We start from the raw sequence: 16,684 nt of genomic DNA on the forward strand, positions 1-16,684 counted from the left end.
TCCCTAAAAAAACCCGCCCAGGCGGGTTTTTTTTATCTTCACAGCCTGCCGTGGCCAGGTCTGATCCGCGCGTTTACTGAAGAGGTATGGCATCAAAAAAGCCAGCCTGGGGGCTGGCTGTAGGCACAGTGGCCGCAGGTTTGCGCAGAGCCGGTTTATTGCTGGCGCGGCTCTAGCTGCTGCCTGTGCGTGAGGACAGCTTGCAGCACGATGGCGGTCAGCTCGCCATCTTCACTTTTGCCATTCGGGTGCTGCTCTACAAAATCCAGCAGGGAGCGACGCATGCGCGGGTCCCAGAATTTCTGTATATGGTCGGCAATTTCGCGTAGACCCTGCTCCCGATTGCTCAGGGTTTCAAAGAACTGGCCGATCTGGTTGGCCATGGGAATCAAAGGGACAATATTCATGGTGAGGTGGCCGAGGCAGACTCGGCAGAATTCAGGTAGTGGGGATGGCTGTACAGCGTGAAGCTGCGGTCACGGGCAAAGGCGGCCAGCATGACGCCCAGTTCATCGGCAATCTGTACAGCATAGGTGGTGGGGGCGGAAACGGCCACCACGAAACTGATGCCCATGGCAGCGGCTTTCTGGACCATCTCGAAGCTGGCACGGCTGGAGATCAGCACCATGCCAGAGCGGGGATCAATATCGTTGCGCAGCAGGTGTCCCAGCAGCTTGTCCAGCGAGTTGTGACGGCCAACATCTTCGCGAACGGCCAGGATATCGCCTTGCAGATTGCACCAGGCAGCGGCGTGAGTGGCCCCGGTCAGGCCATGCAAGGGCTGGCTGGAGCGCAAGGCATCCAGAGCCCGGAAGATGGCGTTGGCATCGGGCCGGTGATGGGGAGCTTGCAGACGGGGCAGCGCCCGGCGTACCTCGTCCAGGCTTTCCAGGCCGCACAGACCACAGCCTGTACGGCCTGCCAGCTGACGGCGGCGTGCCTTTAACTGATGCTGACACGCACTGGCAATCTCGATCTGCAACAAGCTGCCACGTTCGCCTTCCAGCACATCCACGCTGCGTATATCGTCTGCATCGCGGATGATGCCCTCGGTCATGGAAAATCCGTAGGCCAGATCTTCCAGATCGCTGGGACTGCATAGCAAGGCACTATGGCTGATGCCATTGAATTCAAGGGCAACGGCTTGTTCGCGGGCCAGCATGTCCTGGTCCTCCTGGGGCAGGTTTCCGGTGTTGGCTTGCGCCGGGGTACGCGCCTGCCGCCATACGGTGGCAGGGGCACTGGCATCACGAAAATCTGCCTGGCTCACGTGGCAACTCCTTAAGGTCGGTTAGTACGCATCATACTTTCGCGACCGCCGGGGCATGCTCCGGCGAGCAGGGGTGATCCTCCGGGTCTGGCAGGTCCGCGGCGGGGACAGTCTCGCCTTGCAGGAGGCGCTGCTGAATCTCGTTGAAGCGGTTCCAGCGGTTTTGCCACGCCGAGTCGGACGTGACGCGTTGAATCTGCACAGCCGTCACTTTGTACTCGGGGCAGTTGGTGGCCCAGTCCGAATTGTTGGTGGTGACCACATTGGCGCCCGACTCGGGAAAGTGGAACGTAGTATAGACCACCCCTGGCTGCACCCGTTCGGTGACCGTTGCACGCAAGACCGTCTCGCCCGCCCGGCTCTTGACCGAGACTTTGTCACCACTGCGAATGCCTCGGTCCTCGGCATCTGCCGGGTGAATTTCCAGCAAATCTTCGGCATGCCAGGCGACGTTCTCGGTACGGCGGGTCTGAGCGCCCACGTTGTACTGCGACAAGATGCGACCGGTGGTCAGCAGCAAGGGGAACTTGCGGCTGCTGCGTTCTTCAGTCGGGACGTACTGGGTCAACATGAAGCGCCCCTTGCCTCGCACGAATTGGTCAATGTGCATGGTGGGGGTGCCATCCGGGGCCTGTTCGTTGCAAGGCCACTGCACGCTGCCGCCCAGTTCCTGAATGCGCTGGTAGGACACGCCGGTAAAGGTGGGGGTCAGGCGGGCGATCTCGTCCATGATCTGGCTGGGGTGATCGTAGCTCATGGGGTAGCCCAGAGCTCGGGCCAAGGCGCAGGTGACTTCCCAGTCGGCCATGCCGGCTTTGGGCTCCATGACCTTGCGCACGCGCGAGATGCGGCGCTCAGCGTTGGTGAAGGTGCCGTCTTTTTCCAGGAAAGACGAGCCAGGCAGGAAAACGTGCGCGTATTTGGCGGTTTCGTTCAGGAACAGATCCTGCACCACCACACACTCCATGGCGGCCATGGCGGCGGCCACGTGCTGGGTATTGGGGTCTGATTGAACAATGTCCTCGCCCTGGCAGTACAGCCCCTTGAAACTGCCACTTAAGGCGGCCTCAAACATATTGGGAATGCGCAGCCCAGGTTCGGACTGCAGGGGCACGCCCCAGGCCTGTTCAAATTGCTGGCGTACGCTTGTGTCGGAGACATGACGGTAGCCGGGGAACTCATGCGGGAACGAGCCCATATCGCAGGAGCCTTGCACGTTGTTCTGACCACGCAGCGGATTGACGCCCACGCCTTCGCGCCCCACGTTGCCGGTGGCCATGGCCAGGTTGGCAATGGCCATCACCGTGGTGGAGCCCTGGCTGTGCTCGGTCACGCCCAGACCGTAGTAAATCGAGCCGTTGCCGCCGGTGGCGTACAGACGGGCTGCACCACGGATGTCGTCCGCGGACACGCCGCAGATCTCGGCCATGGCTTCTGGCGAGTTCTGGGGCTGGCTGACAAATTGGCGCCACTCCTCAAAAGCGGCCGTATCACAGCGTTCGGCCACGTAGGATTCGTTGACCAGATTCTCGGTAACGATGACGTGAGCCATGGCGGTCAGAATGGCGGTGTTGGTGCCGGGGCGCAGCGGCAGGTGGTAATCGGCCTGGATGTGCGGCGAGCTGACCAGCTCGGTCTGGCGCGGGTCAATCACGATCAGGCGTGCGCCCTGGCGCAAGCGTCGTTTCAGGCGCGACGCAAAGACGGGGTGTGCCGCGCTGGGGTTGGCGCCGATCACAATCACCACATCGGTGTGCATGACCGAGTCAAAGGTTTGGGTACCCGCCGATTCACCCAGTGTCATTTTCAGACCATAACCGGTCGGAGAGTGACAGACGCGGGCGCAGGTGTCCACGTTGTTGGTACCAAAGGCGGCGCGAACCAGCTTTTGCACCAGATAGGTCTCTTCGTTGGTGCAGCGCGAGGAGGTGATACCGCCCACGGCGTCACGACCGTGCTGATCCTGAATGCGACGGAACTCGGAGGCGGCGTAGTTGAGAGCCTCCTCCCAGGACACTTCCTGCCAGGGGTCGGTGATCTTCTTGCGAATCATGGGGTTCAGGATTCGATCCTGGTGCGTGGCGTAACCCCAGGCGAAACGACCTTTCACGCAGGCGTGGCCACGATTGGCCTTGCCGTCTTTCCAGGGCGTCATGCGAATGACCTTGTCGCCCTTCATTTCGGCCTTGAAGCCACAACCTACGCCACAGTAGGCGCAGGTAGTGATGACGGCGTGTTCGGGCTGACCCAGGTCGATGACAGATTTCTCCATCAGCGAAGACGTGGGGCAGGCCTGGACGCAGGCACCGCAGGAGACGCAGTCACTGCCCAGAAAATCATCATTCTGGCCGGCAGTGATGCGCGACTCAAAGCCGCGCTTGTCTACGGTCAGCGCGAAAGTGCCCTGTACTTCCTCACAGGCACGTACGCAGCGATTGCAGACAATGCATTTGCTGGAGTCATAGGCAAAGTAAGGATTGGAGTTGTCGGTGGTGTCGTCCAGATGGTTGGCGCCGTCAAAGCCGTAGCGCACGCTGCGCAGGCCCACGACGCCGGCCATGTCCTGCAGCTCGCAATTGCCGTTGGCAGGACAGGTCAGGCAGTCCAGCGGGTGATCGGAGATGTACAGCTCCATCACGTTGCGGCGCAGCTTGTGCAAGGTGTCGTTTTCGGTCTGCACGACCATGCCTTCTTCCACTAGCGTCGTGCAGGAGGCAGGGTGGCCGCGGCGGCCTTCGATATCCACCAGACACAGGCGACAGGAGCCAAAGGCTTCCAGTGAATCGGTGGCGCACAGTTTGGGAATGTTGATGCCAGCCAAGGCGGCGGCATGCATCACGGAAGTGCCCACGGGCACTTCAATCAATTGGCCATCAATGGTCAGCTTGACCATCTCGGTCTGGGTCGAGGCTGGGGTGCCCAGGTCACGTTCGCGTACGGCGACTGTTTCTTTCATGGTGATCTCCGTCTTAGACCTTGGCCAGGTCCTGCTCGGTTTGCGGGGCCAGTCCAAAATCCTGGGGGAAGTGTTCCAGCGCGGACAGGACGGGGTAAGGGGTCATGCCGCCCAAGGCGCACAAGGACCCGGAGAACATGGTGTCGCACAGATCGCGTAGCAGCTCGACATGGTTGTCCATGTCTTCGCGGCGACGGATCTTCTGGATGGTTTCCACGCCACGCGTGGAGCCGATCCGACAGGGAGTGCATTTGCCACAGGATTCGATGGCGCAGAACTCCATGGCGTATTGCGCCATGTGGGCCATATCCACCGTATCGTCAAAGGCCACCAGACCACCGTGACCGACCATGGCATTGATCTTCATGTAGGCTTCGTAGTCCAGAGGGACATCCCACTGATGCTCAGGCAGATAAGCACCCAATGGGCCGCCGACCTGGACCGCACGCAAGGGACGACCGCTGGCGCTGCCGCCACCGTAGTCGTACAAGAGTTCACGTAGCGTGACGCCGAAGGCTTTTTCCACGAGGCCGCCGTTTTTCAGATTACCCGTCAACTGGAACGCCAGGGTGCCGCGCGAGCGGCCCATGCCGTAGTTCTGGTAATAGGCACCGCCCTTGGCCAAAATGATGGGCACAGAGGCCAGGGACACCACGTTGTTGATGACGGTGGGTTGACCAAACAAGCCTTTGATTGCCGGCAAGGGTGGTTTGACTCGCACCATGCCGCGCTTGCCTTCCAGGCTGTCGAGCAGGGCGGTTTCTTCGCCACAAATATAGGCTCCTGCCGCTTTGCGCACTTCCAGATCGAACTCGCGCCCGCTGCCCTGTATGTTCTTGCCCAGCCAGCCTGCTGCACGCGCTGCCTCAATGGCTTCGTTCAATGCTTGCACCGCCAGCGGGTATTCGGAACGCACATAGATGTAGCCATAGGTCGCACCGACGGCCAGACCAGCAATCGTCATGCCTTCTACCAGGCAAAGCGGATCGCCTTCCATCAGCATGCGATCGGAGAACGTGCCCGAGTCGCCTTCGTCGGCATTACAGACAATGTATTTCTGCTGTGCCGGGGTGTTCAGTACCGTGTTCCATTTGATGCCGGTCGGGAAAGCCGCACCGCCCCGACCACGAAGGCCGGAGTCAGTGACTTCTTTCACAATGGCGGCCGGCTCCATGGCCAGCGCTTTGCTCAAACCTTCAAAGCCACCACAGGCCTGATAATCGGCCACGCTGACCGGATCAATAATGCCCACGCGGGCAAACGTCAGGCGTTCCTGTTTCTTCAGGTAGGGGATGGCGTCCGTCAGACCGTGACACAAGGTATGTGCACCGCCTTGCAGGAAACCAGCGTCAAACAGGCCAGGCAGATCCTCGGTCTGGACAGGGCCGTAAGCCACACGGCCTTCTGCCGTTTGCACTTCCACCATGGGCTCCAGCCACAGCAAACCGCGCGAACCATTGCGCACAATTTGCACATCCAGACCGCGTTCCTTGGCCTGGGCCGCCAGTTGCCGGGCGAGCTGATGCGCACCCATGGCAACCGCCGCGGTATCGCGCGGAATATAAACGGTAATGGTGCTCATGATTGGGACTCCGGGCGGCTTAGCAGCGCGTCCAGCTTTTCGGGCGTAACGCGTGCGTGGGGAACACCGTCCAGCATGACGGCAGGAGACTGGGCGCACAGGCCCAGACAGTAAACAGGCTCCAGCGTGTACTGACCGTCCTCGCTGTTTTCATGAAAGTCACAGTTCAGACGGCGGCGGGCATGAGCGCTCAGTTCCAGTCCACCCCGCGCCTGGCAAGCTTCGGCCCTGCAGATTTCCAGGGTGTGAGTTGCGTGGGGCTGGCTGCGGAAATGGGCGTAAAAGGAGATCACGCCATGAATTTCTGCCCGTGACAGGGCGAGCTGCTCGGCCAGCACCGGCACCACGGAATCGGGAATACAGGCTAGCCGGTCCTGAATCGTGTGCAATATAGGCAACAAGTTACCTTTTTGACCGGCGTGCTCCTGCACGGCCTGCAAGGCAAGCTCTTCAGGTGTCAGGCCGGACCGGGCCTGTTCCTGCGCATGGGGGGTAGTTTGCATGTCCTGTGTGCGCGGTGCCCGGAACGGGAGCCTGCGCCTCCATATTTTTATGCACAGCCGTGCATATTATTTGATTGTGTTTTCCCCCGTAATCTAACCACTTAAGTACGTAACTTCAATAAGCAATTATTCGCATATATAATGTTTGGTACATGCAGCACAGAACATAAATACGAAAACACGACCGGTCTTAAAAAACACATGACCAAACAAAAATTCAAAGCCCGGCTGCGCTCTGAATGGATTCTGGAAAATGCAGACGGCGTTGAGCTTCCCATGGGAGACGTGCTGCGTCTGTTAGGTGCCATCGAACGATTGGGGCATCTGGCCGGAGCCAGCAAGGAATGCCGGTTTTCCTATAGACATGCCTGGGGCTTGTTGCGCAATGCTGAAAAACAGTTTGATGCGGCCCTGCTGGAGACGTCCCGCCGCAAAGGCACCAAGTTGACCGAGTTCGCCCAGCGTTTGCTGTGGGCGAACCGGCGTCTGGATGCGCGCCTGACGCCAACCCTGGAGAGCATGGCTTCCGAGCTGGAAGAGGAACTGGGTCGTTTGTACGCTCAACCCTTGGACCGTCTGCGGTTTCAGGCCAGCCATGGATTTGCGATTGAAGGCTTGATGCGCTTTGCCAACGAACGCGAGGGTTTGCCTCTGGAGCTGCGTTACCGCACCGCGATCGAGGCCTTGGCCTCATTGGAGCGCGGGGATTGCGATCTGGCCGGCTTTCAGGTGCCAGTGGGTGAGTTTGAGGCGGCGGCTTTGCGCCGGTACGGACAGTGGCTGTCACCGGCGCGTCACCGACTGATTTTTCTGTCTACCCGACGCACAGGCCTGTTTGTGGAAAAGGGCAACCCCAAGAACATCACGGGCATGGCGGATTTGCTGCGGCCCGATGTGCGCTTTGTAAACCGGCAGATGGGTTCCAGCACCCGCTTTCTGGCTACCTTGCTGCTGGGTCAGTTAGGGGTAAACACGAATGCGGTGCTGGGCTTTGAAACAACAGAATTGACGCATATGGCGGTGGCAGCGCATGTGGCCAGTGGCATGGCCGATACCGGCCTGGGCGTGGAAACGGCGGCCAGCCGTTGTGGGCTGGAGTTCATACCCCTGGCGCAGGAACGTTACTTCATTGCGCTCGAGCAGGAGTTGCTGGATAAGGCTCCTATGCAGCAATTGATGAACGTGATTGGCGGTTGCGCGTATAGTCAATTTATGGAAGATCTGGTGGGTTACGACCCACGGGGGCTAGGTCAGATCATGACGCTGGAACAGGCATTTGGGCGGGCTGCCGATTTGCTTTGGCGTTAAGCCCTTTGCATGATGAAAACACACACCATGAGACGGGGACGAACCCTGTCCTTGAAAAAGAGAACACCATGAGCGATGAGCATGGGCCAAAACGTGAGCCTCTGTCTGTAGACAGCGCTCAGGCCAGGCCATATCAAGAGGCGAGTTCTTCGGATTCGGAGATCGCTTTTCCTGGGCGAGGCGATACGCCGCCCTCTGGATCGGAGCTTGCACAGGCGGTGCTAGCCCGCCCTGAGCAGACGCCGCAAACGGGCCGTGTCGACGCGTCCCGTCGCCCTACCGTGCGGTTTGCGCCGGTCGAGGGGCAGCCCCGGGACAAACGTCAGCGTCCCTTGCGTGATTTGCGCATTTCCCTGACGGACAAATGCAACTTCCGCTGTACCTACTGTATGCCGCGGGAGGTATTTGGTACGGATTACGAGTTCCTGCCCCATTCTTCCCTTCTCAGTTTTGAAGAGATCGAGCGGGTGGCACGACAGGCTGTGTCGTTGGGCGTGCGCAAGCTGCGGCTGACAGGAGGCGAACCGCTGTTGCGACGAAACATCGAAGTGCTGATCGCGATGCTGGCCAAGCTGCGCACCCCGCAGGGTGAGCCGGTGGAACTGACGTTGACAACCAATGGCACTTTATTGGGTCGCAAAGCCCAGTCCTTGAAAGAGGCGGGCTTGAATCGTGTCACTGTCAGCCTGGATGCGCTCGATGACGCCCGTTTCACGCAGTTAAGTGACAGTGGCGTTTCCGTCTCCACGGTGTTGGAAGGCATTGCCAAGGCGCAGGCGGTAGGCTTGAGCCCGGTCAAGGTCAATATGGTGGTGCGCAAAGGTCTGAATGACGATCAGATTCTGCCCATGGTGGAACACTTCAAGGGTTCGGGCCAGATCCTGCGCTTTATTGAGTACATGGATGTGGGCACCAGCAACGGCTGGAACCTTCAGGAGGTGGTCAGCGGAGCGGAGATAGTGGCACGTATCCAGTCCCGCTTTGCGCTGGAGCCCGTTGCGGCACAGTATCGTGGGGAAGTCGCCAGTCGCTGGCGTTTTAAGGATGGCTCTGGAGAGGTGGGGGTGATTACCAGCGTGACCCAACCTTTCTGTGGCGACTGTTCGCGCATGCGTCTTTCCCCGGAAGGGCGTCTGTTTCTGTGCCTGTTTGCGTCTCAGGGGTATGATGTGCGGGCGCAATTGCGCTCGGGCGCGTCTGACGAGCAGTTAGCCGCCTATATGCACGGCGTCTGGACCGGACGGCAGGACCGATATTCCGAGATTCGTGGCGAGCAAACCACGAGTCGTGACCGTATAGAAATGAGTTACATCGGCGGATGATAAGCACACAGGACATGAGCGGTATCGTGCTGGCAGGCGGGCGGGCCCGGCGATTTGATTTGTCGGGCCAGATTGATAAAGGCTTGTTGCTCTTGCAGGGCCAGCCGCTGGTTCAGCATGTGGTTCGTCGCCTGCGCCCGCAGGTCGGCCCTGTATTGATCAGTGCCAATCGCAATCCTGAGCAGTATGTGCATTGGGGCCGCGTGGTCCCCGATGCGCTTGAGCTGGAGGGCTATCTGGGCCCCCTGGCCGGTCTGGCCAGTGTGCTCGATCAGGTCACCACACCCTGGGTCTTGTCCTGTCCGGTCGATTTGCCTTTTGTTCCCAGCGATCTGGGTAAACGCCTGAGCAGGGCCGTAGAAGAACAGGGTGCCGTTGCCGCTTATGTGCAGGCCGAACGCAGCCACCCCCTTTGCTTGTTGCTGCGTGCCGATCAGGCTGCGGTGCTGAAAGCGTATTTGCTCAGTGGTGAGCGTCGTGTCATGAATTTTCTGCAGAGCATAGGCGCGATAGCGGTGGATTTGCGCGATGCCCCCGAACATGCCTTTTTCAATATCAATACGCCACAGGATCTGGATCAGGCGCAAAGCTGGTAGGCCTGTTGGGGCTCCTCTGTTTCCCCTGAACGCATACATGCAGAAAAGAGGGGGCGATAGGGTCGTTCACGTATCCGCGTGTCCTGACGTGAACGCGTTAAGGGCAGAGTGTCTGTCGCGGCGACATCCGAGAATTGCGTCAACACACGGCATAAAAAAACCGCCCCGAGCAGGGCGGTTTTGTAGGGCCAAGCCAAAAGCGGAATGAGCCCCTGAAGCTAGGCCTGCCACTGGCTGTATTCATAGAGCCGAACGGCATCACCCGGCACTACGGTGGTGTCTGCGGGGATGCGGGCCAGTGCCTGGGCCCAGGGCAGAGAACTGATCACGCCAGAGCCCTGGTTGCCGAATGGACGCACCAGCAGGCGGCCCAGCTCGTCGTTGTCCACCTGTACCCGGATAAACTCTTCGCGGTCACCCTTGAATTGGCGCTCGCCTTGCAAAATGCCGAAGCGTGTGGCGGGCAGTGCGTCTTTGCGGCCTTGCAGGCGGCGAATCAGCGGAGAGACCATCAAGGAAAACACAGCGTAGGAAGAGACCGGGTTGCCGGGCAGGCAGACCAGCGGCTTGTTGTCGATGTAGGCCAGCGCCAGGGGTTTGCCAGGCTTCATGCGCACTTTCCACAGATCCAGCTGTCCGCCCATGCCTTCGATGGCAGGTTTGACAAAGTCTTTCTCGCCGACGGATACACCGCCGACTGTCAGAACCAGGTCGCAGCGTTGCAGCAAGTCTTTCAAGGCGTCCTGAATAGCGTCCAGCGTGTCTTTGGCATGGACGGCGTGCACTGACTCCACGCCCAGCGCCTGCAGTTGCGCACGCAGCATGGGGGCGTTGGAGTTGTAGATCTGGCCGGCTTGCAAGGGCTGTCCGGCAGGAGTCAGCTCGTCGCCTGTGGTCAAAATGCCGACAGTCAGTTGTGGATAGACCGGTAGCTGAGCGTGGCCTTGCGCCGCCAATTGCGCAATATGGGCCGCAGTCAGTTTGGTACCTGTGGTGATCAACACGTCACCCATGCGCATGTCCTCGCCCCGGCGACGGATGTTCACGCCAGCCACGGGCATTTCCAGAATGCGCACCCCGTGCTCATCTTCCTGGCAGTTTTCCTGAATGACGACGGTATCGGCGCCGGCTGGCAACATGCTGCCGGTAAAGATGCGGATCGCCATACCTGCTTGCAAGGGTTCGGGAATATCCCCGGCATAGCAGCGTTGCTGAATGGGCAGTTCCTTGCCCTCGACAATGTCGCTCAGGCGCAGCGCATAGCCGTCCATGGCACTGTTGTCGGCGGGCGGCATGTCCAGTTGGGCGGTGATGTCCTGAGCCAGAATACGTCCCAGGGCGTGGGCCAGTTCGCAGTGCTCGGTTTGGGTGGGGGCTTGTCCCGCTTGGGCCAGGCGCTGCTGAGCTACGTCAAATTCGATCATAGGATTGGATACAGTCGATAAAACAAGGTCGTGGCTGAAGCAGGGGAGGGGCAGGCCCCAAAGAACCGTTTGGGGGTGCGGATGGCCCCGGTGCTTTCAGGCTTTAAGGGGAATGCGGTTCCAGATACTGGGAGGCAAAATTGCAGGGACGATGACGGCTGTCCAACTGTTCTTTCAGGATATTCTCCCAGGCCAGTGCGCAGGCGCCGCCCGAACCGGGAAGGCAAAATATCAGCGTGCGGTTGGCCGTTCCCGCCAAGGCATCGGACTGCAAGGCCGAGGAGCCAATATCCTGATACGACAAATACCGGAACTGCTCGCCAAAGCCGGTAATGACTTGATCCAGTAACGGTGTTACCGCCGCAATGGTGGATTTTTTATGGCTGAAGCCGGTACCGCCATTGCAAAGGATGACATGGATGTCGGGGTCTGCAATCCATTGGCTCAAGATGGCGCGAATGGCATAAATATTGTCTTTGCTGATGGCGCGCTGCACACAATGGTGACCGCTTTCGCTCAGGCTGCTTGCCAGGTAATCGCCCGATGTGTCCTCGTCGGGGCCACGGCGCTCTGAGATGGTCAGAACCGCAACGTTCAAACGTGCGGCAGGTCGGTCGGTCTGAGCTTTAGACATGCTTGCTGGTGTCCGCAGTAGTGTTCCAGGAATCGGTTTTTCGGGCGTCGCTGTCGCGCTGCTGCACCCAGAAACGCTGGCCGTCGGCCAGGGTTTCGCGCTTCCAGAAGGGCGCACGGGTTTTGAGCACATCCATGATGAACTCGCAGGCACGAAAGGCATCGCCGCGGTGGGCGCTGGTGACCCCAACATAGACAATCTGTTCGTTCAGATGCAGTTCGCCTACGCGGTGCACGACCAGCGTATCCAGAATGGGCCAGCGCTGGCGCGCCTGCTCGCACACGGTTTCGATTTCGCGCTCGCACATGCCAGGATAGTGTTCCAGGAACAGGGATTCGGTGGCGGTGCCATCGGCCTGATCGCGTACATAACCCGTAAATGTCACCATGGCACCGGCCTTGCCGCCTGCCGTGGCACGCAGCTCGGCATTCAGGGCCGCCACATCAAAGTCTTCGGTCTGGATACGTACCATTTTAACCTCCGGTGACGGGCTCAAAGACGGCCACTTCATCGCCGGGGCGCACAGGGTCGGTGGGTTTGGCGTGAAACTGGTTAACCGCTACATGCAGTCGGCCGGCCATGTCGCTCAAATTTGGGTGGCGCTCCAGCAGGGCATCGGTCCATTGCTGGACGGTGCCTTCCTGCGGCCAGTCCCAGGTTTCCTGACGCTGGCCGGTGCGTTCGGCTACCTGGGCAAAGTACAGGACACGTAATGTGGAGCTCTCAGGTCTGTTGGTCGGGGTCAAAGGGCTTGTCATGCTATCTCCGTGAAAGGGCTTAGGGTCAACAGGCCCTATACCGAGGCCGTCCAGGTCCCGCTTTTGCCGCCGGTTTTTTCCAGCAAACGGGTCTGCTCAATCACAATGCCTTTGTCAGCCGCTTTGCACATATCGTAAATCGTCAGCGCCGCAATCGAGCAGGCGGTCATGGCTTCCATTTCGACGCCCGTGGTGTAGCGGGTCCGGCAGGTGGCCAGTACGGCAATGGTGCCCGCTGCGGCATCGCTTTCAAACTCAATGCCGACAAAATCCAGGGGCAGACTGTGACACATGGGGATCAGTTCAGCGCAGCGCTTGGCGGCCAGAACCCCCGCCACGCGTGCGGTGTTCAGCACCTCGCCTTTGGCATTGTGCTGGGCCGACAGCAACTGGTAGGCGGCCGGGCTCAGGCGAACCACGGCGCGGGCAGTGGCCGAGCGGGCGGTGGCCGATTTATGGCTGACATCGACCATCTGAACCTTTCCATCCTCATCCAGATGGGAAAGGTGCAAATCAGTATTTTCGGTAGTGGTGCTCATGATCGCTCCGGAGACCGGGCCTAGTGCGCGGTTCTAATTGTTTATGGTTGCATTATATACATCCGCAGCGCGGGCCCCGCCTAAGGCCCTGGAGGGGGGCGGTCTTCGCGCAAGCGTGCTGGATCGAGCAGACGCGCCAGTTCGATCAGGGTGCGCGACTGCATTTTTTCCAGAGCTCGTGCGCGGTGGACCTCCACGGTGCGCATGGTGATGCTCAACTCCTGGGCAATCTGTTTGTTCAGACGTCCTTCCAGGGCCAGCGCCAGCACTTCGCGCTCGCGCTGGGAAAGGGTATCGAGCCGCTCTTCCAGCGCCTGCTCATCGTCCCGCTCTTGCTGACTGGCTTCGTAACTGCGCAACACATCCAGAACCCGATCCACCAGATCGTTGTCATTAAAGGGCTTTTCAATAAAGTCGGCCGCGCCTTGTTTCAAGGCTGATACGGCCAGCGGCAGGTCGCCATGACCTGTCAGAAAGATGACAGGCAGGCAGGACTGGCGGTCGCGCAACTGCTCGAATACCTCCAGCCCGGACAGGCCCTCCATGCGGATATCAAGCAAAATGCAGCCGTGGGTGTCAGGACCCAGGGCAGCTAAAAAAGCCTCGCCGCTCTCCCACTGTTCGGTATGGACCTGCCGAGTGGAAAACAGCCAGGACAAGGCATCGCGGATGGCTGGGTCGTCGTCCACGATATGGACCAGGGGAGCGCGCTTAGTCATAGTTCGATCAGGGGTAAGGAAAACAGGAAGGTGGCACCGTGGGGAACCCCGTTTTCAAACCAGAGTTTGCCATGGTGCAGCTCCACAATGGAGCGGCAAATATTCAAGCCTATGCCCAGGCCCTGGGCTTTGGTCGTGGTGAAAGCCTGGAAGACCTCGGCCATGATCGTCGCTGCCACACCGGGCCCTTGGTCGGCCACCATCACCAGCACCACGCCATTGCTGGCTTGCATGGTCACTTCCAGAATGCGCCGTTCCGGCTCCAGGCCTGACATGGCTTCGGCCGCATTGCGCAGCAGGTTGAAGATCAACTGCTCCAGCAGAACCTTGTCGCCCATGACGGGTAGCCGCTCGGGGTGGGAGGGCACAATCAACTGGATCTGGTGATGGCGCAGGCCCGCTTTGGCCATGGCCAGGGCACCCTGCAGGGCATCGGGCAGATTCAGGGGACTGAGCTGCGGATCTCGCTTGCGCACGAAATCATGGATACGGTGAATGATCTGCCCGGCGCGACGCGTCTGGTCAGCCAGACTCTCCAGCCCGCGTCGCAGCTGCCTGGGGTCCAGCGGCTCTGCACCCAGTAGGTTCAGGGAGCCAGCCGCATAGCTGGCAATGGCCGATAGGGGCTGATTCAGTTCATGGGCCAGCGTAGAGGCCATCTCGCCCATGGTGATGAGCTTGGCTGTGTGGTGCAGTTGTTCAGACTGTGAACTGGCCAGGGCTTCGGCCTGCTTGCGCGAACTGATGTCAATGATGGAGCTGATCCAGCCTACATGCTGTTCCTGGGCATCAATCAGGGGGGACTCAAAAACCTGCACATCGACGCGAGAGCCGTCGGGTCGTTGAAACTGGGTGTCAAAAACCTGCACGGCGCGGGTGGACTTGAGGCGGTCCCGGCGCTCCAGGGTTTCATCCATCATCTCCGGCACCCACCAGGGCATGGGCGGGGCCAGGCCAATAATGTCCTCACTGCGGCGGCCGACCAGCTCGCAAAACGCGGGGTTCACGTACAGCACCTTGCCGTCCAGATCGCGGGCGCGCATGCCAGTGACCATGGAGTTTTCAATGGCGCTGCGAAAGGCCTGCTCTTGCATCAATGCCAGTTCCGCATCACGGCGCTTGCGGGCGTAGTGGTGCTGCATGGCCAGGTTCACCACAGCCAGCAAGGCCAGGCCGGCGATGACGGTCATCAGCAGTGTGAACGTGGGAATGTTTTGCTGCGGGTATGGGATCATCAGCAAACGCACCCCATGCAAGGGAGGGTCCACCGACATGGCATAGCGCAGCTCGCTTGGGCCGGGCTCGCCTTTGGAGCGCGTGGCCAGCGTCTGGTCGCCCTGGTCAATCAGGGAAACATGGTACTGCTCGGCAATCCACCAGGGCACGTTTTCCATCAGGATGGTCGCCAGGGAGAAAGTGGCCCGCAAGGTGCCGACAATCGCATTGTCCTCGTAAATGGGAACCACCAGATCCAGCACGCTTTCCTGGTGCTCGCTGGAGTAATAGGCTGGCAGCCAGGTCGAGGTTCTGGGTGTGCTGACGTGGGCCGCAATACGGGTGTCGGCGCCGGGTGGACGTACCAGCAAGGTCGTGCCAAAGCGGTCCTGGATGGCCACTTTCAGCAGGTCAGGATGAATCGTCTTGAAATGCTGCAATTGCGTTAAAGCCGTCTGGGTGGTGATGGGTGGGGAGTGCATTTCAATTTCGCTGGCAATGCGGCTTAAATTGTTTTCGTGCGAGCGCAGTTGAAAGGACAGGGATTGTTCCACCCACAAGGCATTGCGGATCAGTTCATTGGATTGCTCATCCGTGCGCTCCTTGTTGACCGCCCAGGCAAATACGCCCATCAGCAGCACAATAATCAGGATGGCCAGAATCGGCACATAGCTGCTGAGCGGGTGAGGGGTCAGGGTACGCGAGGCAGCCTGGCGTATGAATCCGGACGGGCGAGCAAGACGCATCATGGCAAAAGGTTTCGGATTTCCACAATAGATAATTCGGGACCGCTTTTTTAAGCTACACGCTTTCACGCAAATCAATCAATAACACGTGTCGGCTCCCCACCGACCGGAGGCAACCATGAAAAAGACCCTTGTGGCCAGCGTGCTGGCGTCCGTGTTTCTGTCCGCGCCCGCCATGGCCAACCCCCTGATCATCAAGTTCAGCCACGTCGTATCGCCCGATACGCCCAAGGGCAAGGGGGCCGTGCGCTTTAAAGAACTGGCCGAAAAGTACACCGAGGGCAAGGTGGTTGTCGAGGTTTACCCAAACTCGCAACTGTACAAAGACAAGGAAGAGCTCGAAGCCCTGCAATTGGGCGCGGTACACATGCTGGCACCGTCGCTGGCCAAGTTTGGTCCTTTGGGTGTGCGCGAATTTGAGGTGTTTGACCTGCCATTCATCTTCAATGACCGCAACGATCTGCGCAAAGTCACCGAAGGGCCCGTGGGCCGCATGCTGCTGGACAAACTGGAGCCCAAGGGCATCAAGGGCCTGGCTTACTGGGACAACGGGTTTAAGGTCATGAGCGCCAACAGCCCGCTGAAAAGCGTGGATGACTTTCTGGGCCTGAAAATGCGCATCCAGTCCTCCAAGGTGCTGGAAGCCCAGTTCAAGGCACTGGATGCCGTCCCCCAGGTGATGGCGTTCTCCGAGGTCTACCAGGCCTTGCAAACGGGTGTTGTGGATGGCACCGAGAATCCGCCTTCGAACATGTACACCCAGAAAATGCACGAAGTGCAAAAGCATGCCACCGTGTCTAACCACGGCTACCTGGGTTACGCCGTGATCGTGAACAAGAAGTTCTGGGAAGGCCTGCCTGACGATATTCGTCAAGGCATGGAAAAAGCCATGAGCGAGGCCACGGTGTATGCCAACGACATTGCCGAGCAAGAGAACAACGACTCCATGAAAGCCATGGAAGAGTCCGGCAAGACTCAGTTCTACCAGCTCAGTGATGCGGAGCGCGAACAATGGGTCAAGCAACTGCGCCCTGTTCATAAGGAAATGGCTTCGCGTATCGGTCAGGACGTGATTGACGCTTTCTATAAAGCCACCGAATAAGAGCAGCGTC

16 protein-coding genes are annotated in these 16,684 nt (G+C 59.5%); 4 read left to right on the top strand and 12 right to left on the bottom strand.

The features are described from left to right. Positions 1-155 precede the first annotated feature (155 nt). From FE795_RS03050 to FE795_RS03070, 5 genes are read right to left on the bottom strand one after another with little or no spacing between them, the layout of a single operon-like run. Positions 156-407: a formate dehydrogenase subunit delta gene (locus tag FE795_RS03050; RefSeq protein ID WP_219235656.1), complete on the bottom strand. Its 252-nt coding sequence runs from the start codon at positions 405-407 to the stop codon at positions 156-158. After that, positions 404-1,270 carry a formate dehydrogenase accessory sulfurtransferase FdhD gene (gene fdhD, locus FE795_RS03055; RefSeq protein ID WP_219235658.1) on the bottom strand — a complete coding sequence of 289 codons (867 nt, stop codon included), beginning with the start codon at positions 1,268-1,270 and terminating at the stop codon, positions 404-406. The genes FE795_RS03050 and fdhD overlap by 4 nt, the downstream gene beginning before the upstream one ends. 31 nt (positions 1,271-1,301) lie before the next feature. Continuing rightward, the gene (fdhF, locus tag FE795_RS03060) at positions 1,302-4,226 is read right to left on the bottom strand and encodes a formate dehydrogenase subunit alpha (RefSeq protein ID WP_219235659.1); all 2,925 of its coding nucleotides are present in this window, start codon (positions 4,224-4,226) and stop codon (positions 1,302-1,304) included. 13 nt (positions 4,227-4,239) lie between these two features. After that, positions 4,240-5,808 carry a formate dehydrogenase beta subunit gene (locus tag FE795_RS03065; protein ID WP_219235661.1) on the bottom strand — a complete coding sequence of 523 codons (1,569 nt, stop codon included), beginning with the start codon at positions 5,806-5,808 and terminating at the stop codon, positions 4,240-4,242. Further along, positions 5,805-6,311 (bottom strand): formate dehydrogenase subunit gamma, encoded by a 507-nt coding sequence (locus FE795_RS03070; RefSeq protein WP_003803748.1) that lies wholly within the window; start codon positions 6,309-6,311, stop codon positions 5,805-5,807. Before FE795_RS03070 ends, FE795_RS03065 begins: the two co-directional genes overlap by 4 nt. 201 nt (positions 6,312-6,512) lie before the next feature. Between FE795_RS03070 and FE795_RS03075 the strand changes: the two genes are divergently transcribed. The 3 genes from FE795_RS03075 (at position 6,513) to mobA (ending at position 9,537) form a co-directional block, all read left to right on the top strand. Then, positions 6,513-7,619, top strand: coding sequence for a substrate-binding domain-containing protein (locus tag FE795_RS03075; protein ID WP_039943870.1), 1,107 nt, complete (start codon positions 6,513-6,515; stop codon positions 7,617-7,619). 68 nt (positions 7,620-7,687) lie between these two features. Further along, positions 7,688-8,941, top strand: coding sequence for a GTP 3',8-cyclase MoaA (moaA, locus tag FE795_RS03080; protein WP_230406253.1), 1,254 nt, complete (start codon positions 7,688-7,690; stop codon positions 8,939-8,941). A 14-nt stretch (positions 8,942-8,955) separates the two neighbouring features. Further along, complete coding sequence (gene mobA / locus FE795_RS03085; RefSeq protein ID WP_081050097.1) at positions 8,956-9,537, top strand: molybdenum cofactor guanylyltransferase MobA; 582 nt, start codon at positions 8,956-8,958, stop codon at positions 9,535-9,537. Between the two features lie 218 nt (positions 9,538-9,755). Here the strand turns inward: mobA and FE795_RS03090 are convergent, their stop codons facing one another. The 7 genes from FE795_RS03090 to FE795_RS03120 all read right to left on the bottom strand — a co-directional run bounded on the left by FE795_RS03090 (position 9,756) and on the right by FE795_RS03120 (position 15,575). Beyond that, the gene (locus FE795_RS03090; RefSeq protein ID WP_131071297.1) at positions 9,756-10,961 is read right to left on the bottom strand and encodes a molybdopterin molybdotransferase MoeA; all 1,206 of its coding nucleotides are present in this window, start codon (positions 10,959-10,961) and stop codon (positions 9,756-9,758) included. Positions 10,962-11,064: 103 nt separating this feature from the next. Then, complete coding sequence (gene moaB, locus FE795_RS03095; RefSeq protein ID WP_059318656.1) at positions 11,065-11,595, bottom strand: molybdenum cofactor biosynthesis protein B; 531 nt, start codon at positions 11,593-11,595, stop codon at positions 11,065-11,067. After that, the gene (locus FE795_RS03100) at positions 11,588-12,067 is read right to left on the bottom strand and encodes a molybdenum cofactor biosynthesis protein MoaE (protein WP_059318657.1); all 480 of its coding nucleotides are present in this window, start codon (positions 12,065-12,067) and stop codon (positions 11,588-11,590) included. The genes moaB and FE795_RS03100 overlap by 8 nt, the downstream gene beginning before the upstream one ends. Before the next feature lies 1 nt (position 12,068). Further along, on the bottom strand, positions 12,069-12,353 hold the full coding sequence (moaD, locus tag FE795_RS03105) for a molybdopterin converting factor subunit 1 (protein WP_003803738.1): 285 nt from the start codon (positions 12,351-12,353) through the stop codon (positions 12,069-12,071). 35 nt (positions 12,354-12,388) lie between these two features. Then, positions 12,389-12,892 carry a cyclic pyranopterin monophosphate synthase MoaC gene (gene moaC, locus FE795_RS03110; protein WP_003803737.1) on the bottom strand — a complete coding sequence of 168 codons (504 nt, stop codon included), beginning with the start codon at positions 12,890-12,892 and terminating at the stop codon, positions 12,389-12,391. A gap of 80 nt (positions 12,893-12,972) precedes the next feature. Then, positions 12,973-13,611, bottom strand: coding sequence for a response regulator transcription factor (locus FE795_RS03115; RefSeq protein WP_003803736.1), 639 nt, complete (start codon positions 13,609-13,611; stop codon positions 12,973-12,975). Further along, entirely contained in the window at positions 13,608-15,575 is a 1,968-nt protein-coding gene (locus FE795_RS03120; RefSeq protein ID WP_131071299.1) for a PAS domain S-box protein, read from the bottom strand. Before FE795_RS03120 ends, FE795_RS03115 begins: the two co-directional genes overlap by 4 nt. Positions 15,576-15,690: 115 nt before the next feature. Here FE795_RS03120 and FE795_RS03125 point away from each other — a divergent pair, with 115 nt between their 5' ends. Further along, positions 15,691-16,674, top strand: a complete 984-nt coding sequence (locus FE795_RS03125; protein ID WP_003803732.1) for a TRAP transporter substrate-binding protein — start codon at positions 15,691-15,693, stop codon at positions 16,672-16,674. Positions 16,675-16,684: the final 10 nt, after the last annotated feature.

The organism is Alcaligenes ammonioxydans (genome assembly GCF_019343455.1).
GTDB lineage: Bacteria > Pseudomonadota > Gammaproteobacteria > Burkholderiales > Burkholderiaceae_B > Alcaligenes > Alcaligenes ammonioxydans.